We start from the raw sequence: 25047 nt of genomic DNA on the forward strand, positions 1-25047 counted from the left end.
TCCACCGATGAAGCTGGTCGACCACTTCCAGTACGGCCTCAACTCCCCGATCTGCCTCACCTGGGAGCTGACCTACGCCTGCAACCTGTCCTGTGCCCACTGCCTCTCGTCCTCCGGCCGCCGGGACCCGCGCGAGCTGACCACGGCCGAGGCCAAGGCCGTGATCGACGAGCTGCAGCGGATGCAGGTCTTCTACATCAACATCGGCGGCGGCGAGCCGACCGTGCGCCCGGACTTCTGGGAGCTGCTCGACTACTCCATCGCGCACAACGTCGGGGTCAAGTTCTCCACGAACGGCCTGAAGATCGACAAGCAGCGCGCCGCGCAGCTGGCCGCCACCGACTACGTCGACATCCAGATCTCGCTCGACGGGGCCACCCCCGAGGTCAACGACTACGTCCGCGGCCCCGGCTCGTACGACATGGCGATCAGGGCGCTGGAGAACCTGGCCGAGGCCGGCTTCCAGCAGCCCAAGATCTCGGTCGTGATGACCCGCCAGAACGTCGACCAGCTCGACGAGTTCAAGGCCATCGCGGACAAGTACGGCGCCCAGCTGCGGATCACCCGGCTGCGCCCCTCGGGTCGCGGCGCGGACGTGTGGGACGAGCTGCACCCGCTGCCCAGCCAGCAGAAGCAGATGTACGACTGGCTCGTCGACCGCGGCGACCAGGTCCTGACGGGGGACTCCTTCTTCCACCTCTCGGCGTTCGGCGAGGCCCTGCCCGGGCTGAACCTGTGCGGCGCCGGGCGCGTGGTCTGCCTGATCGACCCGGTCGGGGACGTCTACGCCTGCCCGTTCGCGATCCACGAGAACTTCCTCGCGGGGAACGTCCGCTCGCCCGGCGGGTTCCAGGAGGTGTGGGAGAACTCCGAGCTGTTCACCGAGCTGCGGCAGCCGCAGACCGGCGGGGCGTGCTCGGGCTGCCAGCACTACGACTCCTGCCAGGGCGGGTGCATGGCGGCCAAGTTCTTCACCGGCCTCCCGCTCGACGGGCCGGACCCGGAGTGCGTGCGCGGCTTCGGCGAGCAGGCCCTCGCCGCGCGGGGCGACGACCACGTGGTGCCGAAGTCCGAGGTGGACCACTCCCGCACGAAGATCGGCAAGAACACCCCGGTCCTGCTGCAGCTGTCCATGGGCAGGCCGGACCGGGCGTGCGAGACCAGCCCGCTCGCGGGCATGGGTGCCTCGCAGTCCGACTCGGGCCTGCGGGTCCCCGTCGCCGGTTCGTAACCGGCCCACAGTCCGCCGGCGCCGGGTCCGACCAGCACGGGCCCGGCGCCGCGCGACCTACCGACCCGTGAGTGGCGATAGTCGCCCTGGCGACTATCGCCGCTCACGGGGTTGTGGGGGGTGCAGTCGTGCTGGGTGAGGCGGTGCGGGTCGGGTCGCGGATCGCGCCCTCGCGCGTGCTGTTCGGGCCGCACGTCACCAACCTCGGTCGCGGCCGGTCCTTCTCGGAGCGGCATCGCGCGTACTACGCCGCGCGCGCCGAGGGCGGCTGCGGGGTGATCGTCTGCGAGACGGCGTCCGTGCACCCCTCCGACCGGCCCTACGAGCGGGCACCCGAGCCGGGCTGGGCGGCCGTGGCGGGCTCGTGCGGGCCCGCGCTGCTGCTGGCGTCCTTGGGGCACAGCGGTTCCCAGGGCACCTCGGCCTTCACCGGCCGGGCGCTCTGGGGTGCCTCGCGGATCCCGGACGTCGTGTCCCGCGAGGTCCCGCAGGTCGTGGAGCAACCGGAGATCGACGCCCTGGTGGCCGGGTTCGCGGCCGCCGCCGCCCGCGCGGTGGCCGACGGCCTGGACGGCGTCGAGCTCAACGCGGGCCAGCACTCGCTGCTCCGCCAGTTCCTCTCCGGCCTGACCAACACCCGCACCGACGCCTACGGCGAGGACCGCACCCTGCTCCTGCGCCAGGTGCTCGCCGCCGTCCGCGCGGCGGTGGGGGACGCCGTGGTGGGTCTGCGCCTCTGCGTCGACGAGCTGGCCCCGTGGGCGGGCCTCACCCCCGAGCAGCTCCTGCCCCTCACCCCGAAGCTGCGGGACCTCGTCGACTACCTCGTGCCGGTGCGGGGATCGGGGCTCTCGGTCTCCGCGACCCGGCCGGACCTGCACACCCCGCCCGGGTTCAACCGCGCGCTCGCCGGCACGTTCCTCGGCCGCGGGCTCGACGTCGTGCTGCAGGGCAGCGTCGTCGACCCGGGGATGGCCGAGGCGGCGGTGGCCGAGGGTTTCGCCCTCGTCGAGATGACGCGCGCGCAGATCGCCGATCCCCGCCTCGTCGCGCACGTCCGCGCCGGGACCCCCGAGCGGATCCGCCCGTGCACCCTGGCCAACCAGCACCGCGCCCGCGACCCGCGCAACCCGCTGATCACCGACGAGGCCGAGCCCCGCTCCGGCCACGAGACGCTCGACCCGCCGCTCCCGCACGCTCCGCGGCCGCGCACCGGGCCGCCGCTGCTGGTCGTCGGCGGGGGGCCCGCGGGCCTGGAGGCGGCGCGGACGGCGGCGTTGCTGGGTCGCCCGGTCCGGCTGCTCGAGCGGGCGGACCGGCTCGGCGGGATGCTGCGGGTCGCCGCGGCGCTGCCCGCGCGCGGGCGCTTCGGCCTGCTCGTCCACTGGTGGGCGCGCGAGCTGGAGCGGCTCGGGGTGGAGGTGCAGCTCGGCGTCGAGGCCGGGCCCGCGGACCTGGTCGGGGACGTCCTGCTGGCGACGGGATCGGTGCCGTCGGCCCCCGCGTTCGAGGTCGGTGCGGGCGTGCGCGTGTCGTCCGCGGCGGAGGCCGCGGGAGCGTACGGGCCGGGGGACCGCGTGGTCGTGCACGATCCGATCGGGGACTGGACCGGCGTCGCCGTGGCCGAGCAGGTCGCCGCCGCGGGGGTGCCGTGTGCGCTCGTCACCCCCGACGCCGTCGCCGGGACGCAGCTCTCCCGCACCGGCGACCTCGCGGACGCCAACGCCCGGCTGGAACGGGCCGGCGTCGAACGGGTCCTGTTCGCCCGGGTGCGCGCCGTCGGCGGGGGCCGCGCGGTCGTCGAGGACGTCCACCACGGTGCCATCCGGGAGCTGCCCGCCACCCTGGTGATCGACTGCGCGCACCGCCTGCCGGACCTGCGCCTCGCCGGACACCCCCGGATCGGCGACTGCCTCGCGCCCCGCACCGTCCACGAGGCCGTCCGGGACGCGCGTCGGGCGGTCGGATGCTGAACACCCCCGCCACGATCGGCCGCTCCACGGTCCGCAACCGCATCGTCTTCACCGCCCATCTCACGGGCTTCGCCGAGGACGGTCTGCCGAGCGCGCGGCACGTCGCGTACTACGCCGAACGCGCCCGGACCGCCGGGCTGGTGATCACCGAGGAGCACGCCGTCCACCCGGACGACCACCCCTACGAACACATGATCCGCGGCCACGACCCCGCGGTGCTGCCCGGCTACCGCGCACTCACCGAGGCCGTCCACGCCCACGGGTCGCTGGTACTCGCCCAGCTGAACCACAACGGGCCGCAGGCCTCGTCGCTGTACTCGCGCGCGCCGGTCCGCGGGCCCGTCGCGCTGCCGGACCCCCTGTTCCGCGAGGTGCCCGTCGCACTGACCGAGGCGGACCTCGACGAGCTCGTGGCGGCGTACGCGGACGTCGCGCGGCGCTGTGTCGACGGCGGGTTCGACGGCGTCGAGCTGCAGTGCTCGCAGGCCTCGCTGCTGCGGTGCCTCCTCGCCCTCCCCGGCGTCGCCGACCGCACCGGCCTGCTCCTGCGCGTCCTCGAGGCGGTGCGGGCCGAGCTCGGCGACCGCATCCTCGGGGTGCGGCTGGGGCACGAGGACGGGGTCGACGTCCTGGCGGTCGCGCGACTGCTCGAGTCCCGTGTGGACTACCTCAGCACGACGGTCGGGGTGGCGACCTCGTCGTTGTACCTCGTGGAGCCCTCGATGCACACCCCGCCCGGGTACGCCGCCGACGTGGCGGCCGCGATCCGGGCCGCGGTGGGGGTGCCGGTCGTCGCGGTCGGCCGGTTCACCGCCCCGGAGCAGGGCGAGACGGTACTGCGGGAGGGACGCGCGGACCTCGTCGGGTTCGCGCGCGGGCTGATCGCCGGGCCGCGGTTCGAGCGCGCCTGCGTGGGGTGCAACCAGGAGTGCGTCGGGCGGGTGGGGCTGAACCTTCCTCTCGGGTGTGCGGTGAACCCGCGCGCGGGCCACGAGCTGCAGCCGCCGCAGGCGCGGACGGCGCGGCGCCGGGTCACCGTCGTCGGGGGTGGGCCCGCCGGGCTGCGGGCGGCCGCGACCGCCGCGGCGCGCGGCCACGCGGTGACCCTGGTCGAGCGGGAGCGGCTCGGTGGGCAGCTGGCGCTGGCCGCGGAGGCGCCCGGCCGCGCCGAGCTGGGGCACGTGGTGCGCGACCTGATCGCGGAGTGTCGCGCCGCCGGAGTGTCCTTCCTCGACGGCGAGCCGGACCTCGACGCGGAGGTCGTGGTGCTCGCGACCGGCGCCCGCCCGACGCGGCGGTGGGCCGCGGCGTCCGACGTGCGGGACGTGCTCGACGGGAGCGTCTCGCCGTCGGGCTCGGTCCTGGTGGTGGACGAGCTGGGCTTCCACCACGCGACCTCCGTCGCCGAGCTGCTGGCACGGCGCGGCTGCGCGGTGGAGATCGTGACGCCGGGGATGGTCGTCGGGCAGGACCTCGGGCTCACCCTCGACCGCGAGGGCTTCCGGAGGCGGGCCCACGCCCTCGGGATCCGGTGCACCACCGACACCCTGGTCACGGACGTCGGCGACGCGGTCACGCTGGTCCACCACCCGACGGGACGGACGGAGGTCCGGCGGTACGACGCCGTCGTCGGGGCCCTCCCGCCCGAGCCCGCCGACGAGCTGTGGGAGACCCTGCGGGGGCGCCCGGGCGTGTACCGGATCGGGGACTGCCTGGCGCCGCGGCGGATGGACGCCGCGATCCGGGACGGGGAACGAGTGGCGGTGAACCTGTGACACCCGAGGGTGATATCCACGTGTGGACAGTTCCTGTGGACAACCGTGTCTGCGCAGGTCGGACGTGCTGATCTCGGCGATCACGTGGCGTGATGTCCACACCGGACCACCGCGCACCCTGGTCGTGCCGGTGGGCTCGGTGGAGCAGCACGGGCCGCATCTGCCGCTGGACACGGACCTCCGGGTGGCGGAACGGGTGGCCGCCGCGCTGGAGGCCGCGGACCCGTCGCTGGTCCTGGCGCCCGCGGTGGCGTTCGGCGCGGCGGGGGAGCACGAGGGGTTCCCCGGGACCGTCTCCATCGGACACGAGGGTCTGCGGCTGCTGCTCGTGGAGCTGGGCCGCTCGGCCTGCCGGTGGGCGGCGCGCGTCGTGTTCGTGAACGGGCACGGCGGGAACGTCGCGACGCTGGCGCAGGCCTGCGCGCTGCTGCGGTACGAGGGCCGCGACGTGGCGTGGATCCCCTGTGCCGCAGGGGGTGACGCCCATGCCGGGCGCACGGAGACCTCGCTGATGCTGGCGCTGGACCCCTCGGCCGTCGGCCCGGAGCGGGAGCCGGGGGCGACCGCGCCGCTGCGCGAGCTGTTGCCGGTGCTGCGGGAGCAAGGGGTGCGCGGGGTGTCGGAGAACGGCATCCTCGGCGATCCCCGCGGCGCCTCCGCCGACGAGGGCGACCGGCTGCTCGAGGCGATGATCGGTGCCGCCCGCGAGGCGCTGACCAGGTGGGACGTCGACCCGGAGACGGGGCGAGCGCGTTTCTCAGCGCACCGTGGTGGCCAGCAGTAGGGGGACGAGCTGCTCCTCGGCGGTGAGCGAGCCGTGCTGGCCGGGGAGCCCGGACATCACCGGCTCGGCGATCGAGCGGATCACCCCCGCCGCGCCCCGCATCGCCACCACCAGGTCCCCGATGCGGTCCGGCACGTGCGCGGCCACCGGCCCGAACCAGTTCTCGGCCACGGCCTCGTCGCGGGTGACGATCCAGGCGTCCTCACCGAGGGTCTCCTGCCAGGCGGCCCGAACGTCCTCGACGGCGCCCGGCCGCACGTAGACGTGGCGGGCGCGGGGGTCCCCGCCGAGCAGGTCGACGCCGAGGCGCAGCTCGGTGCGCTGGTCGGCGTCGTAGCGGCGGGTCACCTGCACCATCCCGTGGTCGCCGGTGACCAGGAGCAGCGAGTCCGGCGGCAGCTGCTCGACGATCGTCGCGACGAGCCGGTCGACCTGGCGCAGCTGGAACCGCCACGGCGTGGAGCCGGGGCCGTGCAGGTGGCCGAGGGCGTCCAGGTCGGCGTGGTAGCCGTAGACCAGGCGCCTGCCGGGTCCGGACAGCGCGGTCAGGATCTCCGACGCGAGGTCGCCCAGCGCGTGCACGCCCTGGTAGTGCCCGCCGCGCAGGGCCGCGCGGGTCAGGCCGGACCCGCGGAAGGTCCGCGGGCCGACGTTCGTCACCCGGATCCGGTCGGCCGCGGCGCGCTCCAACGCCGTCGCGTGCGGCTGGATCTGCTCGGGCGGCAGCGCGTCGCGCAGGTCGGTGGCCTCGGCCTCGGCGTGGGAGGTCCACTTCAGCGAGTCCAGCAGGCGGTCCTCGCAGGCCCGGAACGTGATGCCGACCAGGCCGTGCGTGCCCGGCGGCAGCCCGGTGCCCAGGGAGGTCACGCTGATCGACGTGCTCGACGGGAACCCGACGGTCAGCGGCTCGGTGGCGAGCCGGGCGAGCGTGGGGGCGTCCGGGGCGTGGGCGGTGAGCAGCTCCGCGCCCAGACCGTCGATGAGCAGGACCGCCGCCGCGCGGACCGGCGGGAGGCCGAGGGCGGGGGCGGGGCCCGGCACGCCGAGCGCGCCGAGGACGGCGGGGAACACCTCGGCGAGCGAGCGCTCACCGTAGCGAGGAAGCAACGGAGCGGGGTCGTACACGGCGGGAAGGGTCCCACGGACGGGGCGGGACGGCGACGGGGGCAGGACGGGTGGCGCCGGTGGGGCTCGTGGGCGGGACGTCGGTGTGTTGGGATTCGGCGGTGGGTGAGTTGCCGCTGGGGATGCGGGTGGTGGTGGACCGGCGGGCGCGGCGGCTCGACGGCGGGGCGGCGCTGCTGGGTGGGGCGCCGCCGCGGCTCGTGCACCTGGTGCCCAAGGCCCGGGCGCTGCTCGGCGCCGGGAACGAGCTGACCGTCGCCGATCCCCTCTCGCGTGCGCTGGCGCGCACGCTGCTCGACGCGGGACTCGCCCACCCCGCGCCGGGCATTCCCGGCGGGCCGACGAGAAGCGAGGTCACGGTCGTCGTGCCGGTGAAGGACCGGCCGCTCGACCGGCTGCTGGCGACCCTGCCGCCGGAGGTGGACCTCGTCGTCGTCGACGACGGCAGCGCGGAGCCGGTCACCCTGGCGCGCGGCCGGGTGATCCGGCACGAGACCGCGCGCGGCCCCAGCGCCTCCCGCAACGCGGGGCTGGCCGCCGCGACCACCCCGCTGGTGATGTTCCTGGACTCGGACGTCGTGCCGCAGGGGGACTGGCTCGACCCGCTGCTGGAGCACCTCGCGGACCGGAGCGTGGCGCTCGTCGCGCCCCGGATCGTGGCGCTGCACCCGGTCACCACGGCGCTCGGCCGCTACGAGGCCGTCCGCTCCAGCCTGGACCTGGGCCCCGACCCCGCCCTCATCGTCCCGCGCAGCCGGGTCGCCTACGTGCCGAGCGCGGCCATGCTGGTGCGGACCTCCGCGGTCGGCACGGGGTTCGACGAGGCCATGCACGTGGCCGAGGACGTCGACCTGGTGCTGCGCCTGCACGCCGCGGGCCACCGGCTGCGGTACGAGCCCCGCGCCCGCGTCGCGCACGACCACCGCACGGCGCCGAAGGCGTGGGCGGCCCGCAAGGCCTTCTACGGCACCGGCGCGGCGCCGTTGGCACGCAGACACGTCGGCTCGGTGCCGCCCCTGGTCCTCAGCCCCTGGACGGCGGCGGCCTGCGCCGCCCTGCTCGCCCAGCGCCGGTGGTCGGTCCCGGTGGCCGCCGCGGTCACGGCCGCCGCGGCGCTGCGCCTGTCGCGCAAGCTGACCCGCCTCGCGCATCCCCGGCGCTCCGCGATGGAGCTGGCCGGGCTGGGGCTCTCCGGCGCCGTCGTGCAGGTCGGCAACGCGCTGCTGCGCCACCACTGGCCGATCGCGGTCGGCGCGGCCCTCGGGTCGCGGCGGGCGCGCCGCGCGCTCGTGGCCGCCGCGCTGGTCGAGGGCCTCGCCGACTGGTGGCTCCACCGCGACCGCGACCCGCAGGTCCACCTCGACCCGCTGACCCATCTGGTCGCGCACCGCATCGACGATCTGGCCTATGGCGCCGGCCTCTGGTGGGGGGCACTGCGGGCCTGCGACCCGGCGGCCCTCCTGCCCGTCGGGCCGGGCACACCCTCCAAGGGGGTTGCTCCGGACAGGTGAACGACCCCACCCCGGTCGCCCGCGTGTGCGGAGACGATCCGGGCTTCGATCCGCTCCTGAGGAGTCTGCGCGTGAAGTCCCGGAGCCGTAGCCGATCAACGCGAACGGCTGTCTTGCGGCTGCCGATCATCGGGAGTGTGATGTGCTCGCCGCCACACGGCCGTGGTGGCCCGAGAGCGCCGGGCGACCGGCGGCTCTCCCCGGAGGACGCGCGACCACCACCGCGGTTGGGAGAGAAGACTCATGGCAGAGGTCCGGGTGACCGTCGACGGCGTGAACTACGCCGACGAGGTAGAACCCCGCACGTTGCTGGTCCAGTACCTCAGGGAGCGCCTGGGCAAGACCGGCACGGTGGTCGGGTGCGACACCAGCAACTGCGGTGCCTGCACCGTGCACCTGAACGGGCAGAGCGTGAAGTCCTGTTCCGTGCTCGCCGTGCAGGCGGACGGCGGCGAGGTCCTCACGATCGAGGGCCTGGCGCGAGACGGCGAGCTGCACCCCGTGCAGAAGGCCTTCAACGAGTGCCACGGTCTGCAGTGCGGCTACTGCACGCCGGGAATGATCATGGCTGCCGTGGACCTGTTGGGGGACAACCCCGATCCCGACGAGCACGAGGTGCGCGAGGGCATCGAGGGCAACCTCTGCCGGTGCACCGGCTACCAGAACATCGTCCGCTCGGTGCAGCGTGCCGCGCAGCTGATGAAGCCCGGCGCGAGCGCGCCGACCGAGCAGCCGGCACCGGTGGCGGGAGACTGACATGACCACCACCGAGAACCGTCCCGAGATCGGGCAGTCCCGCGTCCGCAAGGAGGACGCGCGGCTGATCACCGGCCGGACCCGCTACACCGACTCGATCACTCCCACCGGGTGCCTGCACATCGCCGTCGTCCGCTCCCCGCTGTCGCACGCGACGATCCTGAGCATCGACACCGAGGCGGCCAAGCAGGCCCCGGGTGTGCACGGCGTCTACACCCTCGCCGACCTGGGCGGCGAGGAGATCGGCATGCCGTGCGCGTGGCCGATCACCCCCGACCAGAAGGCCCCGCAGCGGCCGATGCTCGCCAAGGACACCGTGCACTTCGCCGGTGAGGGCGTGGCCGTGGTCGTCGCCCGGACGCTCGCCGAGGCGCGGGACGCGGCCGAGCTCGTCGAGATCGACTACGACCCGCTGGACCCGGTGCTGGACATGGAGGCCGCGCTGGCCGAGGGTGCCACCCTCGTCCACCCGGACCTGGGCACCAACGAGTCCGCCACCTGGGTGTTCGACTCCGGCGAGGCGGGCACCGGCGGCTCGGTGACCGAGGCCATCGCCGCGGCCGAGGCGGACCCGGACCAGGTCGTCGTCAAGCGGCGGTTCCGGCAGCAGCGCCTGATCCCCGCGTTCATGGAGCCCCGCTCGTGCGTGGTGGACCCGACCGGCGAGCAGATCGTCGTCTGGTCCGCGACCCAGGTGCCGCACATCCTCCGCACGATGACCACCGTGACCCTCGGGGTGCCGGAGTCGAAGCTGCGGGTCATCGCGCCGGACGTCGGCGGCGGCTTCGGCGGCAAGATCGGCGTGCTGCCCGAGGAGATGCTGACGGTCGTGCTCGCGCAGAAGCTGCGCAAGCCGGTCAAGTGGACCGAGACCCGCTCGGAGTGCATGCTCACCGCGCACCACGGCCGCGACCAGATCCAGGACATCACGATCACCGCCCGCAAGGACGGCACGATCACCGGACTGGACGTGAAGCTGCTCGCCGACATGGGCGCCTACCTGGGCCTCGTCGGGCCGGGCGTGCCGGTGCTGGGCGCGTTCATGTTCAACGCGATCTACAAGGTCCCGGCCTACCGCTTCGCCACCACCAACGTCTTCACCACCAAGACGCTGACCGACGCCTACCGCGGCGCGGGCCGGCCGGAGGCGACGTTCGGCATCGAGCGGATCATCGACGAGCTGGCCGTCGAGCTGGGTCGCGAGCCCCTCGAGCTGCGCGAGCAGAACTGGATCAAGCACGAGGAGTTCCCGTACACCACGGTGTGCGGGCTGACCTACGACTCGGGCGACTACGAGCAGGCCACCGCGCGGGCGAAGGAGCTCTTCGACTACGACGCGCTGCGCCGCGAGCAGGCCGAGCGTCGCGAGCGCGGCGACAAGGTCCAGCTGGGCATCGGCATCTCGACGTTCACCGAGATGTGCGGCCTCGCCCCGTCCCGCGTGCTCGGGTCGCTGGCCTACGGCGCGGGCGGCTGGGAGGCCGCCAGCATCCGGATGCTCGCCACCGGCAAGGTCGAGGTGATCACCGGGGCGTCGGCGCACGGGCAGGGCCACGAGACGGCGTTCAGCCAGATCGTCGCGGACAAGCTCGGCGTCCCGTTCGAGGACGTCGAGGTGCTGCACGGCGACACGGCGTCCTCGCCGAAGGGACTGGACACCTACGGGTCCCGTTCGCTCGTCGTCGGCGGCATCGCGATCACGATGGCCGCGGACAAGGTGATCGACAAGGCGAAGAAGATCGCCGCGCACCTGCTCGAGGCGGACGAGGGCGACATCGAGTTCTCCGGGGGCCAGTTCACCGTCCGCGGCACCGGCCAGGGCAAGGCCATCCAGGAGATCGCGTTCGCCGCGTTCATGGCGCACGACTACCCGGAGGGCATGGAGCCGAACCTGGACTCCGACGCCGTGTACGACCCGGAGAACTTCTCCTTCCCGCACGGCACGCACCTCGCCGCGATGGAGGTCGACACCGAGACCGGCCGGGTCAACCTGCGCCACTACGTCTGCGTCGACGACATCGGCAACGTGGTCAACCCGCTCATCGCGGAGGGCCAGGTGCACGGCGGGCTCGCCCAGGGCATCGCGCAGGCCCTGTTCGAGGAGGCCAACTACGACGACCAGGGCACCCTGGTCAACGGCACCTTCGTCGACTACACGCTGCCGTCCGCGGCGGACTTGCCGAGCTTCACGACCGAGATCGTGAGCACCCCGGCGACGTCGAACCCGTTGGGCGTCAAGGGCGTCGGCGAGGCGGGCACCATCGCGTCGACGCCGGCGATCGTCAACGGCGTGCTCGACGCGGTCCGCCACCTCGGCGTGGCCGACATCGAGATGCCGACGACCTCGCAGCGCGTCTGGCGGGCGCTGCAGGAGGCCAAGGGGCGCTCCACCCAGGAGACGCCGATCGACACCCACTCACCCGGCGCGGGCCTCGGCTCGATCGACCCGAACAACCCCCAGGGGGAAGTGTGATCCCGGCGAAGTTCGACTACGTCAAGCCGTCGTCCGTCGAGGACGCGGTCCGGGCCCTCGCCGACGGCGGGGACGACGCCAAGATCCTCGCGGGCGGGCAGAGCCTGCTGCCGGTGCTCCGGCTGCGGCTCGCGGCGCCGTCCGTGGTGATCGACCTCGGCGGGATCCCCGAGCTGCGGCGGATCCGCGAGGACGGGGACCGGATCGCCATCGGCGCCATGGCCCCGCACCACGACGTCCTGCGGGACGAGCTGGTCACCCAGCACGTCGAGCTGCTGAGCAAGGCCACCGCCACGGTCGCGGACCCGCAGGTCCGCCACCGCGGCACGCTGGGCGGTGCGCTCGCGCACGCCGACCCGGCCGGTGACCTGGGCGCGGTCGCCCTGGCGCTGGACGCCGAGTTCGTGATCGCGGGCGCCTCGGGCACCCGCACGGTCTCGGCGGCGGAGTTCTTCCAGGACTACTTCACCACCGCCATCGGCGAGGGCGAGATCCTCACCGAGGTGCGGTTCCCGAAGTACACGGGTTGGCGGACGCACTACGAGAAGTTCAACCGCACCGCGCAGGCCTGGTCGATGGTGGCCGTCGCGGTGGCGCTCAAGGTCGACGGCGGCTCGATCGCCGAGGCGCGGGTCGGGCTGACGAACATGGGCACCACCCCGATCCGGGCGTCCGGTGTGGAGGCGGCGCTCGTCGGACAGCAGGCCACGGCGGACGCGGCGCAGGCCGCCGCCGAGCACGCGACGGAGGGCACGGCGGCACCGAGTGACGCCGATGCCGCCGCCGACTACCGTGAACACCTGGCCAGGGTGCTCACCGGTCGCGCCGTGCTCGCCGCGGCGGGCTGACGAAGACCCCGCGAGACCCGCGAGCAGACGCCCGTCCGGCCAGCCGGGCGGGCGTCTTCTCGTCCGGAGAAGGAGACTGGAGCTCATGCAGCTGGAGAACAAGTTCACGATCGCCGCGCCCATCGAGGACGCGTGGGCGGCCATGAACAACCCGGAGACCGTCGCGCCCTGCTTCCCCGGCGCCGCGCTCACCGAGTACACGGGGGACTCCTTCACCGGCACGGTGAAGGTCAAGCTGGGCCCGATCTCGCTGACCTACAAGGGCAAGGGCACCTACATCGAGCGGGACGAGGCGAACCACAAGGTCGTCATCGACGCGTCCGGCCGGGACTCGCGGGGCAACGGCACCGCGAAGGCCATGGTCACCGGCACCATGAAGGCGGACGGCCCGGACAAGACCGAGGTCACGATGGTCACCGACATGACCATCACCGGCCGTCCGGCCCAGTTCGGCCGCGGGGTGATCTCGGACGTCGCTGACAAGATCATCGGCCAGTTCGCCTCCTGCCTGGCGGACAAGCTGACCGAGAAGGACGAGCCGGCGCCCGCCGCTCCCGCAGCGAGCGAGGGCACCGCCCCGGCGGGGGCGGCCACCACCCCGGTGAAGCCCGCCGCCCCGGTCAAGAGCAACGTCGAGGCCATCGACCTGCTCGACACCGCCGGCGCCCCGGTCGCCAAGGCGCTGGTCCCGGTCGCGGGCGTGCTCGCGGTCCTGCTGGCGATCTTCGTGATCGTCAAGCGGCTCCGCGCGAACTGATCCCCGACGAACGGCGCGCTCGCTCACACCCGGTGAGTGAGCGCGCCGTTCGTGTGCTCCTGCGTGGCGCGGGTGCCTCACCCGGTCGCGCTAGGGCGCACCGTGTAGGCCGGTGGGGGCGCACCACCCATGGACTCCGCGGCGCCGCGACGGCAGGCTGACCGGATGCCCAAGCACGCGAGTCCGGTGCGCGCGCTGTTCCTCCGGCTCGTACTGATCAACGGAACGGTCTTCGTCGTCGGCACCCTGGCCCTGGCACTGTCCCCGGTGACCATCTCCTCACCGATCCTGCTCACCGAGATCCCGGTGCTGGTGATCGGGCTGGCGCTCATCCTCGTGGCCACCACCGTGCTGCTGCGCCGCAGCCTCGCTCCGCTCGACGCGCTCCAGTCCGTGATGGAACGGGTGGACCTGCTGCGGTCGCGCGACCGGCTGCCCGAGGACGACGACCACGACCTCGCCCGTCTGATCACCACGTTCAACGCGATGCTCGACCGGCTCGAGGAGCAGCGCAGCGTCCGCAGCGCGGAGGTGCTCGCCGGGCAGGAGGCCGAGCGCAGGCGGATCGCCCGCGAGCTGCACGACGAGATCGGGCAGAGCCTCACCGCCGCGCTGCTGAGCCTCAAGCGGGTGGTCGACCGGGCGCCCGCCGCCCTGCAGTGGGACCTGCGGCAGGTGCAGGACACCGTCCGCGGCAGCCTCGACGACGTCCGGCAGGTCGCGCGCAGGCTGCGCCCGGACGTCCTCGAGGACCTCGGTCTGGCCAGCGCGCTGGCGGCGCTGGCGGCGGAGTTCACCGAGGCCGCGGGCGTGCCGGTGCTGCGCACCGGGGACCCGGTGCCCGCCGGGCTGACCCCGCAGACCGAGCTCGTGCTGTTCCGGATCACCCAGGAGAGCCTGACGAACGTGGCCCGGCACGCCGATGCGGAGAAGGTCACCGTGTCGTTGGCCGCGGGCCCGCGCGCCCTGATCCTCACCGTGCTCGACGACGGTCGCGGCGGCCCCCACGTCGAGGGTGCGGGCATCCGGGGCATGCGGGAGCGGGCCCTGCTGGTCGACGGCGAGCTGACCGTCTCGTCGCCGCCCGGCGGCGGGACCCTCGTGACGCTGGTGGTGCCGCTGTGAGCGCCGCGGCGACGCGCATCCTGCTCGCCGACGACCACGCCCTCGTCCGCCAGGGGCTGCGGCTCATCCTCGACGCGGAGCCGGACCTCGAGGTCACGGCGGTCGCCGCGGACGGCGCCGAGGCGGTGGAGGCGGCCGTCGCGGGCGGGATCGACCTGGCCGTGCTGGACATCGCGATGCCGCGGATGACCGGCATCCAGGCCTGCCGCGAGATCGCCCGGCGGGCCCCCGACGTCCGGGTGCTGATGCTGTCGATGCACGACAACGAGCAGTACCTCTTCGCCTCGCTCAAGGCCGGGGCCTGCGGGTACGTGCTCAAGTCGGTGGCGGACCGGGACCTCATCGAGGCCTGCCGCAGCGCGGTGCGGGGCGAGCCGTTCCTGTACCCCGCGGCCGTCACCGCGTTGATCCGCCACTACCTGCAGCAGGGCCGCGACCTGCCGGACTCCGTGCTGACCCCGCGCGAGGAGGAGATCGTCAAGCTGATCGCCGAGGGCCACTCCTCGAAGGAGATCGCCGAGGCCCTGGTGATCAGCGCGAAGACGGTGGACCGCCACCGCGCCAACATCCTGGCGAAGCTGGAGCTCCGCGACCGCCTCGACGTCACCCGCTACGCGATCCGTGCAGGTCTCGTGGAGCCGTAGATGGGTGTCGGACCCCATTTCCGGCGCCCGTCCGGGCAGGCAGGGTGGGGTCCTGGAGGTGCCCGATGCCTGCGACCGCCCCCCGCCCCGAGGAGCCGCTCAACGAGCGGGAGCGCCGCGCGCTGAGGCGGATCGGGGAGGGGCTGGCGGCCGAGTCGCCGCGGCTGAGCACCGCGCTGCGGCGGGGACCGCTGCACCGGGCCGTCGACGACGGGCTCGCGCTGCTGGCCGTCCTCGTCATCGCGGGCCTGCTCCTGCCGTCGTCCTGGTTCGCGGTGATCGTGATCGCGATCGCGATGGGTGGCCCCACCCTGATCGCCGCACGCCTGCAGCGCCGCAGCCCCGTGAGCGGCGATGGTCGCCCTGGCGACCATCGCCGCTCACGAGGTCAGTCGTCGTAGCGGTCGCGGGTCACCACGCCGGTGGTCGCGTCGACGTCGAGGTCGCGGACGTCGTCCACCTCGACCTCCCACACCAGGGCGCCGTGCTCCCACTCCAGCTCGGAGTCGTCGGTGATGCGGCCGCCGCCGACGTGGTCCAGGGCGATCCGTTCGGCCTGGGCCCGGTCGATCAGGGCCGTGGTGGCGGAGACCGGTCGTGCCGCCGCGGCGGGGACGAGCTGGTCGTCGGCGCCGTTCGCGGCGAGGGCGACGCCCGTGCCGGTGAGGAGGAGGGCGGCGGTGGCGCCGACGAGGACGATCATGCGGGTCTTCGGCATCGGATTTCCTTCCGTCGTGGTGTGCCCCGACGATGCTCGGAAGATCGTCAAGCCCGCGCTGTCGCGCTCCTAACGGCCGGCTAAGCCCCGGATCATTCCGTGGGGGGACGCGGCCGATACCCCTGAACAGGCACGATGAAGATCGTGTCCGATCCGCTCATGCCCGCCCTGATCGCCGTGATCGGCGGCGCCGCCCTCGCCCTCGTGGTCTTCGTGCCCTTCGTGGCGGCGAGCTACCGCAGGCGCGGACAGGTGGGGTGGGGCCGCGCGCTGCTGGCGGGGGCCTCGCTCGTCTACGCCCTGGCGCTGGTCGCCTACACCCTGTTGCCGTTCCCGGAGGTGGGCGAGGGCTTCTGCGACAGCCGGATCGCGCGGGCCGGGGCCCAGACGCGGCCCTTCGCGTGGATCGACGACATGGCGGCCTTCGACGTCGCGAACCCGCTGCGGAACCCCGCGCTGCTGCAGGTGCTGATGAACGTGGCGCTGTTCGTGCCGCTGGGCATGTTGCTGCGCCACCTGGGCGGGCGGTCCGTGCTCGTCACGACGCTCGTCGGGGCCGCGGTCTCGACGTTGATCGAGTGCACCCAGCTGACCGGGAACTGGTTCCTCTACCCCTGCCCGTACCGACTCTTCGACGTCGACGACCTGATCGCCAACACCGCCGGCGCGTTCCTCGGCGCGCTCGCCGCGCCGCTGCTGCGGATCGTCCCCGGCCAGCGCCTGACCGCGGAGCCGGGCGCCCCGCGGCCGGTGACGATCCCGCGGCGCCTGCTCGGGATCCTCTGCGACATCCTGGGCGCCTGGCTGACCGGCGCCTTCCTGGTCGCGAGCCTGCACGCGATCCTCCTGCTCACCGGCGGCTCCGAACGGGCCGAGTGGGTCGTCGCGCTCGACCCGGTGCTGGGCACCTGGGTGCCGCTGGTGGTGCTGTTCGTCGTGGTGCCGATGCTGGGCCGTGGTGGCACCGTCGGGCAGCGGGCGGTGCTGCTGCGGCCCGCGTTGCCCGACGGCGGCGTCCCCTCCCGGGCGAGGTTGCTCGCCCGCAGCGTCCTGGGCGTCGGCGGATACCTGCTGCTGGAGGGCGCGGGCGCGGCGGGGCTCGCCTCGCTCTGGGGGCTCGTGAGCCTCGTCGGGCTGTTCGTGATCGCGGAGCGCCGAGGCATCGCGGGCGTCCTGACGGCGACGGTGATGTTGGACCGCCGAGTCCCCGCCCCCTCCGCGGCATTGTGGAGCCACAACTGACGTTTGCGGGCCCCTGAGCGGCCATTATGGCTCCACAATGCATCAGGGGGCGCCCAGGGTGACGACCGCGCGCAGGCCTCCGCGGTGTTCCAGGTGGAGCGCGCCGCCGGAGCGTTCGGCGCTGCGGCGCACGATGTCCAATCCCAGGCCGGTCGAGCCCGCGCCGCTGACGCCCCGACGCAGGACCGCGGTGTCGGGCAGGCCGGGGCCCGCGTCGGCGACCTCCAGCTCGGCCCCGGACCCGGTCGCGCGCAGCCGCACCGCGAACGCGGTGCCGTCGGGGGTGTGGGCGAAGACGTTGCCCAACAACGCGTCGACGAGCGCCGCGAGGTCCGTGCGGCCCAACGCCACCGGCAGCGGTCCGGGCGCGAGGTCCACGGTGACCGCCCGGTCGGTGTCCTCGGCGAGCACCGCCCAGAACGCCACCCGCTCGCCGACGACCACGGCGGCGTCCGCGTGCCCGGTGTCGGTGCCCCGTTGCCGGGCCTGCGCGATCGCGCCGGTCACCGCCCGCTCCACACCCTCGACCGCCGCCTCGATCCGGCCCGCCTCGGCGGGGTCGCGCAGCGACTCCGCCTCCAGTTTCAGGGCGGTCAGCGGCGTCCGCACCCGGTGCGCGACGTCCGCGACCGACTCCCGTTCCTCGCGCAGGAGCTCGCTGATCCGTTCGGCGAGACCGTTGAGGGCGCGGGCGACCGACCCCAGCTCGCCCGGGGCCGCCGGGTCGGCGCGGGCCGCCAGGTCGCCGCGCGCGAGCCGGTCCGACACCTGGGCCAGGTCGGTCGCGCCGCGCACGAACGACCGCGCCAGCCGGTCGCCGAGCACCAGCCCGACCACCAGCAGCGCGACCCCGAGCCCGGCCAGGATCAGCCAGGAGTGGGCGACCCCGCGGGTCAGCTCCGCGTCCGGCACGAACGCGCGCACCGCCCCGCCCGCGCCGGTGCGGTCCCGCACCGCGGTGACGATCTCGCGCCCGCCGGGGACGTCGGCGGACGCGCTCACCCCGCGCGTGCCCAGCTCGACCAGGGGGGTGCGGTCCGCGGTGCCGAGCACGGTGCCGTCCGGCAGGAACACGGCGACCCCGTCCACCTGCTCGACGGCGAGCCGGAGGGACTCCCGGTCGCTCGTCGCGACCAGCGGGACGAGGGACTGGGCCTCCGCGGTCGCCGTCGCCACGGCGCGGTCCTCCGCGACCGTCCGCACCAGCACCGCCAGCGGGACCAGGAACGCCAGCAGCAGCAGCGCCGCGATCGCCGCGACGAGGAGCAGGACCCGTCTACGCATCGGGCGCCGACACCCGCACCCCGACCCCGCGCACCGAGTGGAGGTAGCGCGGCTCCTGGGCGGTCTCGCCGAGCTTGCGGCGCAGCCACGACAGGTGGACGTCGACGGTCTTGTCCGCGCCGCCGTAGGGGAGCTGCCAGACCTCGGTGAGCAGCTCCCGCTTGCTGACGACCTCCCCCGCACGGGCGGCGAGGTGGTGGAGCAGGTCGAACTCGCGCGGGGTGAGGTCGAGCTCGCGGCCGTCGAGGGCGGCGCGGCGACCGCGGGGGTCCACCCGCAGCCCGCCGACGACCACGGTCTCGTCGCCCCCGCGCACGGTGTCGCCGCGGCGCAGCACGGCGCGGATCCGGGCGTCGAGCTGCGCGGCACCGAAGGGCTTGACGAGGTAGTCGTCCGCGCCCGCGTCGAGCACGGCGACGATCTCCTGTTCGTCGTCCCGCGCGGTCGCGACGATCACCGGCACCCGGCTCGCCCCCCGCAGCATCCGCAGCACGACGGTGCCGTCGACGTCCGGCAGCCCGAGGTCCAGCACGACGATGTCGGGGGCGTTCGCGACGGCGGCCTGCAGACCGGGCATGCCCGCGGCGGCGGAGTCGACGGCGTGCCCCCGCTCGGTCAGCCCGCGCATCAGCGCGGTCCGGATCGCCGGGTCGTCCTCCACCAGAAGTACCTGGGCCACAGCGCAGACCGTAGGCCACGGGGCGGGGCCACCGGCGGGGGTGCACGCCCCGATAGGAGCGCCTTAGCCGGGCGTTAACCGGTCGGGGGACAGACTGGGGCCGTGCTCCGATCCGCAGGTCTCGTCGCCCTCTGGGCGGCCGTCGCCGTCGCCGCCGTGCTCGCCGGCCTGTGGGCCGTGGGCGGGGTGGGCAGCGGGATCACGTCGGCGGGCCCGCGGCCGCTGAGCGCCGCGGAGGTCGACGCCCGGCTCTCCGCGGCCCCCGCCCCCGCGCCGGTGTCCGCCGCCGGGCCCGCCCCGACCGCCGCGGTCGTGCTCCCGGCCGCGCCCGGCGGCTCCGTGGTGGTCGCCTGCCCCGGCCCGCAGATCGTGTCGATCAGCCCCGCGCAGGGCTGGGAGGCGAAGAACGAGCAGGAGGACTCCGGGCCGCGGGTGAGCTTCGAGTCGACCACGGACGACGATCTCGAGGTCCGCGTGGACCTGCACTGCGACGGGGCGCGCCCGGTCGCGCAGGTGCGGGTGGAGACCGACTGAGCACCGCGCGCGGCCGCCGGGGGAGACTGCGCTGGTGCGCCCCGGAACCCAGAACGCCCTGACCGACGTCGCCGGCCTGCGGGTGGGGCACGCCGCCCTGACGGGTGGGCTCTCCGGGACGACCGTGGTCGTCTGCCCGCCGGGTGGCGCGGCGGCCGGTGTGGACGTGCGCGGTGCGGCGCCGGGCACCCGGGAGACCGACCTGCTGCGGCCGGGGACGACCGTGGACCGGGTGCACGCGATCGTGCTCAGCGGCGGCAGCGCCTACGGCCTCGCGGCCGCGGACGGCGTGATGCTCCGGCTCGAGGCGGCGGGCGAGGGCTTCGCCGTGCCCGGCGGCCCGGTGCCGATCGTGCCCGCCGCCGTGCTGTTCGACCTCGGCCGTGGCGGCGACTTCGGGGCCCGGCCCACCGCCGAGACCGGTGCCGCCGCCTACGACGCCGCGCAGGCCGGGGCGGTCGCGCAGGGCGTCGTCGGGGCGGGTGTCGGCGCGGCGGCGGGCGGGCTCAAGGGCGGGGTGGGCACCGCCAGCGCCGTCCTGCCGGACGGGACGACGGTCGCCGCCCTCGTCGTCGTCAACGCCGTGGGGTCCGCGGTGGACCCCGCCACGGGTGAGCTGCACGGTGCCCGACACGGCTTCCCCGACGAGTTCCCACAGGTCACCGCCTCGCCCGCGGCGGTGCAGGAGGCGCTGGTCCGTCGCGGCGCCCCGCGGCCCGGCACTGCGACCTCGCTCGCGGTGGTGGCCACGGACGCGACCCTGGACAAGGCGGGCTGCGGCAGGCTCGCCACCGTGGCCCACGACGGCTACGCCCGCGCGATCGACCCGGTGCACACCCTGATGGACGGCGACACGATCTTCGCCCTGGCCACCGGCGAGCGTCCCGCGCCGAGTGGTGAGGAGCTCTTCGCGATCCACAGCGCCGCGGCCACGGTGGTGAGCCGGGCGGTCGCGCACGGCATGCTCGCGGCGGAGACCGTCACCACCCCGGCCGGTCACTGGCCCGCGTTCCGCGACCTCGTGGGGTGATCACCCGCGGCGGTCCAGGGACTGGTCGCGGGCCACCGGCTGGATGCCGAGGCGCGGACCTGGGCGGCCCGGCTGTGGGGTGGTCCCGCGGGTGTCGTCTCCGGGCCCAGCGCGGCCTGGTGGCACGGGATGCCGGCCGCCGACCGGGCCGAGGTGCGCCACCTCACCGTCACCGCCCGGGCGCGGACCGTCCTGGACACGGCGGTGCTCCTGCCGGACGGCGCCGCCTTCCTCGACCGTGCCCTGCAGCGGCACGTGCGGTTCCCCCAGCTCGTGTCCGCACACTCGCGGATGCTCGGGCGACACGGGTCCGCCGAGGTCGGGCGGCTCCTGGCGGCCGCGGCGGACGGCACGCGCGCGAAGTCCGAGCGGATCCTGCTCGGCCTGCTCCGCCAGGCGGGACTCCGCGGATGGGTGACCGCCTTCCCGTTCCAGGACTGGGAGCTCGACTGCGCGTTCCCGGCCCGACCTCACGCAGGAGCCGCACCGCGTGCTGCGGGAGATCCAGACCGCCATGGCCGGAGCGGCATGATCACCGTCTGCGGTCCACAGGTGCCGGAATCGGCACCTGTGGACCGCAGGTAACGATCAGCCGCCCGCGAACGGGGGGAGGACGTCGACGACCGCGTTGTCCGGCAGGGGCTTGGTGTGGTCGCGCACGGCGACCTCGTCGACCAGGTAGGAGCAGCGGGCGACGACGCGGGTGAACTCGGGGCCGTGGCGCTCGCCCAGCAGGGTGGCGAGTGCCTCGACGCCCGCGCCGACCGGGAGCTCGACGGCCTCGGCGTCTCGACCCGCGGCGGACTTGGCCGCGGCGAAGTAGCGGACCTGGACGGTGCGCAGGGCTGTGGTGGTCACCGCGACATCATCCTCCGATGGCGCTCATGGGTCGGTCCGGCTGCAGGAAGCCCGGATCGTCGATGCCGTGCCCGGCGAGCTTGCCCCACATGGCGATCCGCCAGGTGTCGGCGATCTCGGCGTCGGTGGCCCCGCCGCGGAGCAGGGCGCGCAGGTCGGTCTCCGTGCGGGCGAACAGGCAGGAGCGGACCTGGCCGTCCGCGGTGAGCCGGGTGCGGTCGCAGGCACCGCAGAAGGGCCGGGTCACCGAGGCGATGACGCCGACCCGGGCGGGTCCGCCGTCGACCAGGAACCGCTCGGCGGGCGCACCGCCGCGCTCCTCGCCGTCCGGGGTCAGGGTGAATCGGGCGGAGAGCTTCTCCATGATCTCGCCCGCGGTGATCATCTCGCTGCGCTCCCAGCCGTGCTGGGCGTCCAGCGGCATCTGCTCGATGAACCGCAGCTCGTAGCCGTGCTCGACGGCGAAGGCCAGCAGGTCGCAGGCCTCGTCGTCGTTCTGGCCGCGCAGCAGCACACTGTTGATCTTGACGGGGTGCAGCCCGGCGGCGCGGGCGGCGGCCAGCCCGTCGAGCACGTCCTGCAGGCGGTCCCGGCGGGTGATGGTGGCGAAACGCTCGGGGCGCAGGGTGTCCATCGAGACGTTCAGCCGGTCCACCCCGGCGGCGGCCAGCGCCTCCGCCCGGCGGGCGAGCCCGATCCCGTTGGTGGTCAACGAGATGTCCGGGCGCGGCTCCAGGGCGGCCGACGCGGCGACGAGGTCCTCGAGTCCCTTGCGCAGCAGCGGCTCACCACCGGTGAAGCGCAGCTCGTGCACGCCGAGGTCCCGCACGGCGATCGTGACCAGCCGCATCAGCTCGGCGTCGGTCAGCTGCTCGTCCCGCGGCATCCAGTCCAGGCCCTCGGCGGGCATGCAGTAGGTGCAGCGCAGGTTGCAGCGGTCCGTCAGCGAGATCCGCAGGTCCGTCGCGACCCGACCGAACGAGTCCACGAGGCGTGACTCCGCCGGACGCGGTGGGCCAGGGCGTGACGGGTCGGTGGCGGGTGCGGTCCGCAGGGTCGGGAGCCCCAGCGAGATCGTGTTCGATGCCGTCACGCCACGAGGGTAACCGCCCCTGCGGATCTTCAGCCAGCGCGGGAAACAGCAGGTCAGAAGGCTCCGCAGATGCGGAGCGGAACTCCCGGGCGGGGCGCAGGCGCGGGGCTCGCACCCTGCCCGGAAGGCTAGTGCCTGCCGAGTTCCTGGCGGGCGACCGAACGGATGTGCACCTCGTCTGGTCCGTCGGCGAAGCGCAGGGCCCGCGCCCACGTGTAGAAGTAGGCCAGCGGGGTGTCGTCGCTCATCGCGGCGCCGCCGTGGACCTGCATGGCCCGGTCGATCACCGTGCAGGCCATCCGCGGCACCACGACCTTGATCGAGGCGATCTCGCTGGCCGCGCCCTTGGCCGTGTACTTGTCGATCAGCCAGGCGGTCTTGAGCACGAGCAGACGGGCCTGCTCGATCTCCATGCGGGACAGGGCGATCTGCTCGCGCACGACGCCCTGCTCGGCGAGGGGCTTGCCGAACGCCACCCGCTCCTGCGCCCGCTTCACCATCAGGTCGACGGCGCGCTCGGCCATCCCGATGAGCCGCATGCAGTGGTGGATGCGGCCGGGGCCGAGGCGGGCCTGGGAGACGGCGAAGCCGCCGCCCTCCTCGCCGAGCAGGTTCGCCACCGGGACTCGGACGTCGGTCAGGCGCAGCTCGGAGTGCCCGTGCTGGTCCTGGTAGCCGAAGGTCGGCAGGTGTCGGATGATCTCCAGGCCCGGGGTGTCGCGGGGGACCAGGACCATCGACTGCTGGCGGTGCTTGGCCGCGTCGGGGTCGGTCTTGCCCATGACGATGAAGATCTGGCAGCGCGTGTCCGCGGCGCCGGAGATCCACCACTTGCGTCCGTTGATCACGTACTCGTCGCCGACCCGCTCGATCCGGGTCTCGACGTTCGTGGCGTCCGAGGAGGCCACCTGGGGCTCGGTCATCGCGAAGGCGGAGCGGATCTCGCCCTCCAGCAGCGGGTCGAGCCACTGCTGCTTCTGCTCGGGGGTGCCGAACAGGTGCAGCGTCTCCATGTTCCCGGTGTCCGGCGCCTGGCAGTTGATCGCCTCCGGGGCGATGACGGGCGACCAGCCGGACACCTCGGCGACGGCCGCGTACTCGAGGTTCGACAGCCCTGACAGCGAGGGCAGGAACAGGTTCCACAGGCCCCGCTCGCGGGCCTTGGTCTTCAGCTCCTCGACGACCGGGGGCAGGTCCCACTCCTGCGGGGTGCCCCGGCGCTCCGCCCGCCAGGCCTCGTACCCGGCCTCGGCGGGGAGCACCTCCTCGTCGACGAACGCGCGCATGCGCTTGGTGTAGTCGGCGGCCACGGCGCTGGGTTCGAAGTCCACGCGCACATGAGAGCACAATGCACATGCATCAAAACAGTCGGTCTCGGTGTGATATCGGCCTGGCGGGATTCTCAGACGCGGACATAGGATCCCGTCCGTGCCGCAATTCCGGATCGCCGAGGCTGCCCGCCTGCTCGGGGTCAGCGACGACACCGTGCGTCGCTGGGTCGAGGCGGGCACCCTGCCCGCGGGGACGGACGCCGCGCACCGCAAGGTGATCGACGGCGCCGTGCTGGCGGAGTTCGCCCGCGACACCTCGCACGCGCCCGCGGACCCCTCGGGTGTCGCCCGCTCGGCGCGCAACCGGCTCGTCGGTCTCGTGACCGGCGTCGTCACCGACCGGGTCATGGCCCAGGTCGAGATGCAGTGCGGCCCGCACCGGATCGTGTCGCTGATGAGCAGCGAGGCGGTCCGCGACCTGGGTCTGGAGCCCGGATCGCTCGCCGTGGCCGTCATCAAGTCCACGAACGTCGTGGTGGAGATCCCCGGAGGAAGTCCATGAAGCGCCTGCTCATCGCGGGAGTGGCCCTCGTCGCCCTCGCCGCCTGCAGCTCGCCGTCGCAGTCCGCGAGCACCGAGCAGCCCGCCGAGTCGCGCACGCTGACCGTGTTCGCCGCCGCCTCGCTCACCGAGTCGTTCAACGCCCTCGAGCAGACCTTCGAGCAGCAGAACCCGGGCGTCGACGTGGTGCTGAGCTACGGCGGCTCGTCCGACCTGGCCCAGCAGATCGTCAACGGCGCGCCCGCGGACGTGTTCGCGGCCGCCAGCGACTCGACGATGAAGACGGTCACCGACGCGCAGCTCACCGCCGCCGCGCCGACGATCTTCGCGACCAACGTCCTGCAGATCGCGACGGCGCCGGGCAACCCCAAGGGCGTCGCCGCATTCGCGGACCTGGCCAAGCCCGACCTGAAGACGGTGGTGTGCGCGCCCCAGGTACCGTGCGGCGCGGCCACCGCCAAGATCGAGCAGTCCACGGGCGTCGACATCCCCGCGGTGTCCGAGGAGCCGGACGTGAAGTCCGTGCTGGCCAAGGTCTCCACCGGCAACGCGGACGCCGGGCTGGTCTACGTCACCGACGTCAACGCCTCGAAGGGGCAGGTGCAGGGCGTGAGCTTCCCGGAGTCCTCCGCGGCGAAGACCAACTACCCGATCGCCGTCGTCAAGAACGCGCCGCAGGCCGAGCTGGCCCAGAAGTGGGTCGCGCTGGTCGAGGGCCAGGACGGCGCGAACATACTGGGCGCCCAGGGGTTCGGCCGGCCCTGAGCACCCCGAC

At 74.2% G+C, this 25047-nt stretch carries 25 protein-coding genes; 18 read left to right on the forward strand and 7 right to left on the reverse strand.

Annotated elements, in window-relative coordinates; genetic code table 11:
* Window positions 1–7: 7 nt before the first annotated feature.
* The 4 genes from mftC (at window position 8) to mftE (ending at window position 5763) form a co-directional block, all read left to right on the forward strand.
* Window positions 8–1231 (forward strand): mycofactocin radical SAM maturase, encoded by a 1224-nt coding sequence (gene mftC, locus BLS43_RS02965; protein WP_093076366.1) that lies wholly within the window; start codon window positions 8–10, stop codon window positions 1229–1231.
* A 128-nt stretch (window positions 1232–1359) separates the two neighbouring features.
* Window positions 1360–3204 (forward strand): mycofactocin system FadH/OYE family oxidoreductase 1, encoded by a 1845-nt coding sequence (locus BLS43_RS02970; protein ID WP_245707265.1) that lies wholly within the window; start codon window positions 1360–1362, stop codon window positions 3202–3204.
* Complete coding sequence (locus BLS43_RS02975; protein WP_093076371.1) at window positions 3198–4979, forward strand: oxidoreductase; 1782 nt, start codon at window positions 3198–3200, stop codon at window positions 4977–4979. Before BLS43_RS02970 ends, BLS43_RS02975 begins: the two co-directional genes overlap by 7 nt.
* 64 nt (window positions 4980–5043) lie before the next feature.
* The gene (mftE, locus tag BLS43_RS02980; RefSeq protein WP_093076373.1) at window positions 5044–5763 is read left to right on the forward strand and encodes a mycofactocin biosynthesis peptidyl-dipeptidase MftE; all 720 of its coding nucleotides are present in this window, start codon (window positions 5044–5046) and stop codon (window positions 5761–5763) included.
* Here the strand turns inward: mftE and BLS43_RS02985 are convergent.
* A complete protein-coding gene (locus BLS43_RS02985) occupies window positions 5737–6888 on the reverse strand; it encodes an alkaline phosphatase family protein (RefSeq protein ID WP_093076375.1) in 1152 nt (383 codons plus the stop codon). The two genes, mftE and BLS43_RS02985, sit on opposite strands and share 27 nt — an antisense overlap.
* A 101-nt stretch (window positions 6889–6989) precedes the next feature.
* Here BLS43_RS02985 and mftF point away from each other — a divergent pair, with 101 nt between their 5' ends.
* From mftF to BLS43_RS03025, 8 genes are all read left to right on the forward strand, one after another.
* Window positions 6990–8399, forward strand: a complete 1410-nt coding sequence (gene mftF / locus BLS43_RS02990; RefSeq protein ID WP_245707266.1) for a mycofactocin biosynthesis glycosyltransferase MftF — start codon at window positions 6990–6992, stop codon at window positions 8397–8399.
* A 243-nt stretch (window positions 8400–8642) separates the two neighbouring features.
* Entirely contained in the window at window positions 8643–9155 is a 513-nt protein-coding gene (locus BLS43_RS02995; RefSeq protein WP_093076377.1) for a (2Fe-2S)-binding protein, read from the forward strand.
* Between the two features lies 1 nt (window position 9156).
* Window positions 9157–11628, forward strand: a complete 2472-nt coding sequence (locus BLS43_RS03000; RefSeq protein ID WP_093076379.1) for a xanthine dehydrogenase family protein molybdopterin-binding subunit — start codon at window positions 9157–9159, stop codon at window positions 11626–11628.
* Window positions 11625–12476 carry an FAD binding domain-containing protein gene (locus BLS43_RS03005; RefSeq protein ID WP_093076381.1) on the forward strand — a complete coding sequence of 284 codons (852 nt, stop codon included), beginning with the start codon at window positions 11625–11627 and terminating at the stop codon, window positions 12474–12476. The genes BLS43_RS03000 and BLS43_RS03005 overlap by 4 nt, the downstream gene beginning before the upstream one ends.
* A gap of 85 nt (window positions 12477–12561) precedes the next feature.
* Window positions 12562–13233 carry an SRPBCC family protein gene (locus BLS43_RS03010; RefSeq protein ID WP_093076383.1) on the forward strand — a complete coding sequence of 224 codons (672 nt, stop codon included), beginning with the start codon at window positions 12562–12564 and terminating at the stop codon, window positions 13231–13233.
* 165 nt (window positions 13234–13398) lie between these two features.
* Window positions 13399–14358: a sensor histidine kinase gene (locus tag BLS43_RS03015; RefSeq protein ID WP_093076385.1), complete on the forward strand. Its 960-nt coding sequence runs from the start codon at window positions 13399–13401 to the stop codon at window positions 14356–14358.
* Window positions 14355–15002, forward strand: a complete 648-nt coding sequence (locus BLS43_RS03020) for a response regulator (protein WP_093076387.1) — start codon at window positions 14355–14357, stop codon at window positions 15000–15002. The genes BLS43_RS03015 and BLS43_RS03020 overlap by 4 nt, the downstream gene beginning before the upstream one ends.
* A 65-nt stretch (window positions 15003–15067) precedes the next feature.
* Window positions 15068–15403, forward strand: a complete 336-nt coding sequence (locus tag BLS43_RS03025; RefSeq protein WP_093076390.1) for a DUF3040 domain-containing protein — start codon at window positions 15068–15070, stop codon at window positions 15401–15403.
* Here the strand turns inward: BLS43_RS03025 and BLS43_RS03030 are convergent.
* On the reverse strand, window positions 15391–15720 hold the full coding sequence (locus tag BLS43_RS03030) for a PepSY domain-containing protein (RefSeq protein ID WP_093076393.1): 330 nt from the start codon (window positions 15718–15720) through the stop codon (window positions 15391–15393). The two genes, BLS43_RS03025 and BLS43_RS03030, sit on opposite strands and share 13 nt — an antisense overlap.
* A gap of 144 nt (window positions 15721–15864) precedes the next feature.
* On the opposite strand from BLS43_RS03030, the gene BLS43_RS03035 reads away from it, so the two are divergent.
* A complete protein-coding gene (locus tag BLS43_RS03035; protein WP_176921145.1) occupies window positions 15865–16962 on the forward strand; it encodes a VanZ family protein in 1098 nt (365 codons plus the stop codon).
* Between the two features lie 42 nt (window positions 16963–17004).
* Here BLS43_RS03035 and BLS43_RS03040 read toward each other — a convergent pair whose 3' ends face one another.
* Window positions 17005–18246: a HAMP domain-containing sensor histidine kinase gene (locus tag BLS43_RS03040; RefSeq protein ID WP_093076399.1), complete on the reverse strand. Its 1242-nt coding sequence runs from the start codon at window positions 18244–18246 to the stop codon at window positions 17005–17007.
* Complete coding sequence (locus BLS43_RS03045; RefSeq protein WP_093076402.1) at window positions 18239–18925, reverse strand: response regulator transcription factor; 687 nt, start codon at window positions 18923–18925, stop codon at window positions 18239–18241. Before BLS43_RS03045 ends, BLS43_RS03040 begins: the two co-directional genes overlap by 8 nt.
* 102 nt (window positions 18926–19027) lie before the next feature.
* Between BLS43_RS03045 and BLS43_RS03050 the strand changes: the two genes are divergently transcribed.
* The 3 genes from BLS43_RS03050 to BLS43_RS03060 all read left to right on the forward strand — a co-directional run bounded on the left by BLS43_RS03050 (window position 19028) and on the right by BLS43_RS03060 (window position 21074).
* Window positions 19028–19459, forward strand: a complete 432-nt coding sequence (locus tag BLS43_RS03050; protein ID WP_093076405.1) for a hypothetical protein — start codon at window positions 19028–19030, stop codon at window positions 19457–19459.
* 34 nt (window positions 19460–19493) lie between these two features.
* Window positions 19494–20489, forward strand: a complete 996-nt coding sequence (locus tag BLS43_RS03055; protein ID WP_093076408.1) for a P1 family peptidase — start codon at window positions 19494–19496, stop codon at window positions 20487–20489.
* Between the two features lie 129 nt (window positions 20490–20618).
* On the forward strand, window positions 20619–21074 hold the full coding sequence (locus tag BLS43_RS03060) for a hypothetical protein (RefSeq protein ID WP_093076411.1): 456 nt from the start codon (window positions 20619–20621) through the stop codon (window positions 21072–21074).
* A gap of 3 nt (window positions 21075–21077) precedes the next feature.
* Here BLS43_RS03060 and BLS43_RS03065 read toward each other — a convergent pair whose 3' ends face one another.
* The 3 genes from BLS43_RS03065 to BLS43_RS03075 all read right to left on the reverse strand — a co-directional run bounded on the left by BLS43_RS03065 (window position 21078) and on the right by BLS43_RS03075 (window position 23771).
* A complete protein-coding gene (locus BLS43_RS03065) occupies window positions 21078–21347 on the reverse strand; it encodes a MoaD/ThiS family protein (RefSeq protein ID WP_093076414.1) in 270 nt (89 codons plus the stop codon).
* Window positions 21348–21354: 7 nt separating this feature from the next.
* The gene (gene moaA / locus BLS43_RS03070) at window positions 21355–22440 is read right to left on the reverse strand and encodes a GTP 3',8-cyclase MoaA (protein WP_245707267.1); all 1086 of its coding nucleotides are present in this window, start codon (window positions 22438–22440) and stop codon (window positions 21355–21357) included.
* A 128-nt stretch (window positions 22441–22568) separates the two neighbouring features.
* Window positions 22569–23771 carry an acyl-CoA dehydrogenase family protein gene (locus tag BLS43_RS03075; RefSeq protein ID WP_093077366.1) on the reverse strand — a complete coding sequence of 401 codons (1203 nt, stop codon included), beginning with the start codon at window positions 23769–23771 and terminating at the stop codon, window positions 22569–22571.
* Window positions 23772–23868: 97 nt separating this feature from the next.
* Between BLS43_RS03075 and BLS43_RS03080 the strand changes: the two genes are divergently transcribed.
* Window positions 23869–24273, forward strand: coding sequence for a TOBE domain-containing protein (locus BLS43_RS03080; RefSeq protein ID WP_093076416.1), 405 nt, complete (start codon window positions 23869–23871; stop codon window positions 24271–24273).
* The gene (modA, locus tag BLS43_RS03085) at window positions 24270–25037 is read left to right on the forward strand and encodes a molybdate ABC transporter substrate-binding protein (protein ID WP_093076419.1); all 768 of its coding nucleotides are present in this window, start codon (window positions 24270–24272) and stop codon (window positions 25035–25037) included. Before BLS43_RS03080 ends, modA begins: the two co-directional genes overlap by 4 nt.
* Window positions 25038–25047: the final 10 nt, after the last annotated feature.

The organism is Pseudonocardia oroxyli, assembly GCF_900102195.1.
Taxonomy (GTDB): domain Bacteria; phylum Actinomycetota; class Actinomycetes; order Mycobacteriales; family Pseudonocardiaceae; genus Pseudonocardia; species Pseudonocardia oroxyli.

Bases quoted from the DNA above. Each gene is read 5' to 3' on its own strand.
- mftC (WP_093076366.1), top strand. From the start codon at position 8: ATGAAGCTGGTCGACCACTTCCAGTACGGCCTCAACTCCCCGATCTGC.
- BLS43_RS02975 (WP_093076371.1), top strand. From the start codon at position 3,198: ATGCTGAACACCCCCGCCACGATCGGCCGCTCCACGGTCCGCAACCGC.
- BLS43_RS02995 (WP_093076377.1), top strand. From the start codon at position 8,643: ATGGCAGAGGTCCGGGTGACCGTCGACGGCGTGAACTACGCCGACGAG.
- BLS43_RS03000 (WP_093076379.1), top strand. From the start codon at position 9,157: ATGACCACCACCGAGAACCGTCCCGAGATCGGGCAGTCCCGCGTCCGC.
- BLS43_RS03010 (WP_093076383.1), top strand. From the start codon at position 12,562: ATGCAGCTGGAGAACAAGTTCACGATCGCCGCGCCCATCGAGGACGCG.
- BLS43_RS03015 (WP_093076385.1), top strand. From the start codon at position 13,399: ATGCCCAAGCACGCGAGTCCGGTGCGCGCGCTGTTCCTCCGGCTCGTA.
- BLS43_RS03025 (WP_093076390.1), top strand. From the start codon at position 15,068: ATGCCTGCGACCGCCCCCCGCCCCGAGGAGCCGCTCAACGAGCGGGAG.
- BLS43_RS03030 (WP_093076393.1), bottom strand. From the start codon at position 15,720: ATGCCGAAGACCCGCATGATCGTCCTCGTCGGCGCCACCGCCGCCCTC.
- BLS43_RS03040 (WP_093076399.1), bottom strand. From the start codon at position 18,246: ATGCGTAGACGGGTCCTGCTCCTCGTCGCGGCGATCGCGGCGCTGCTG.
- BLS43_RS03060 (WP_093076411.1), top strand. From the start codon at position 20,619: ATGCCGGCCGCCGACCGGGCCGAGGTGCGCCACCTCACCGTCACCGCC.
- modA (WP_093076419.1), top strand. From the start codon at position 24,270: ATGAAGCGCCTGCTCATCGCGGGAGTGGCCCTCGTCGCCCTCGCCGCC.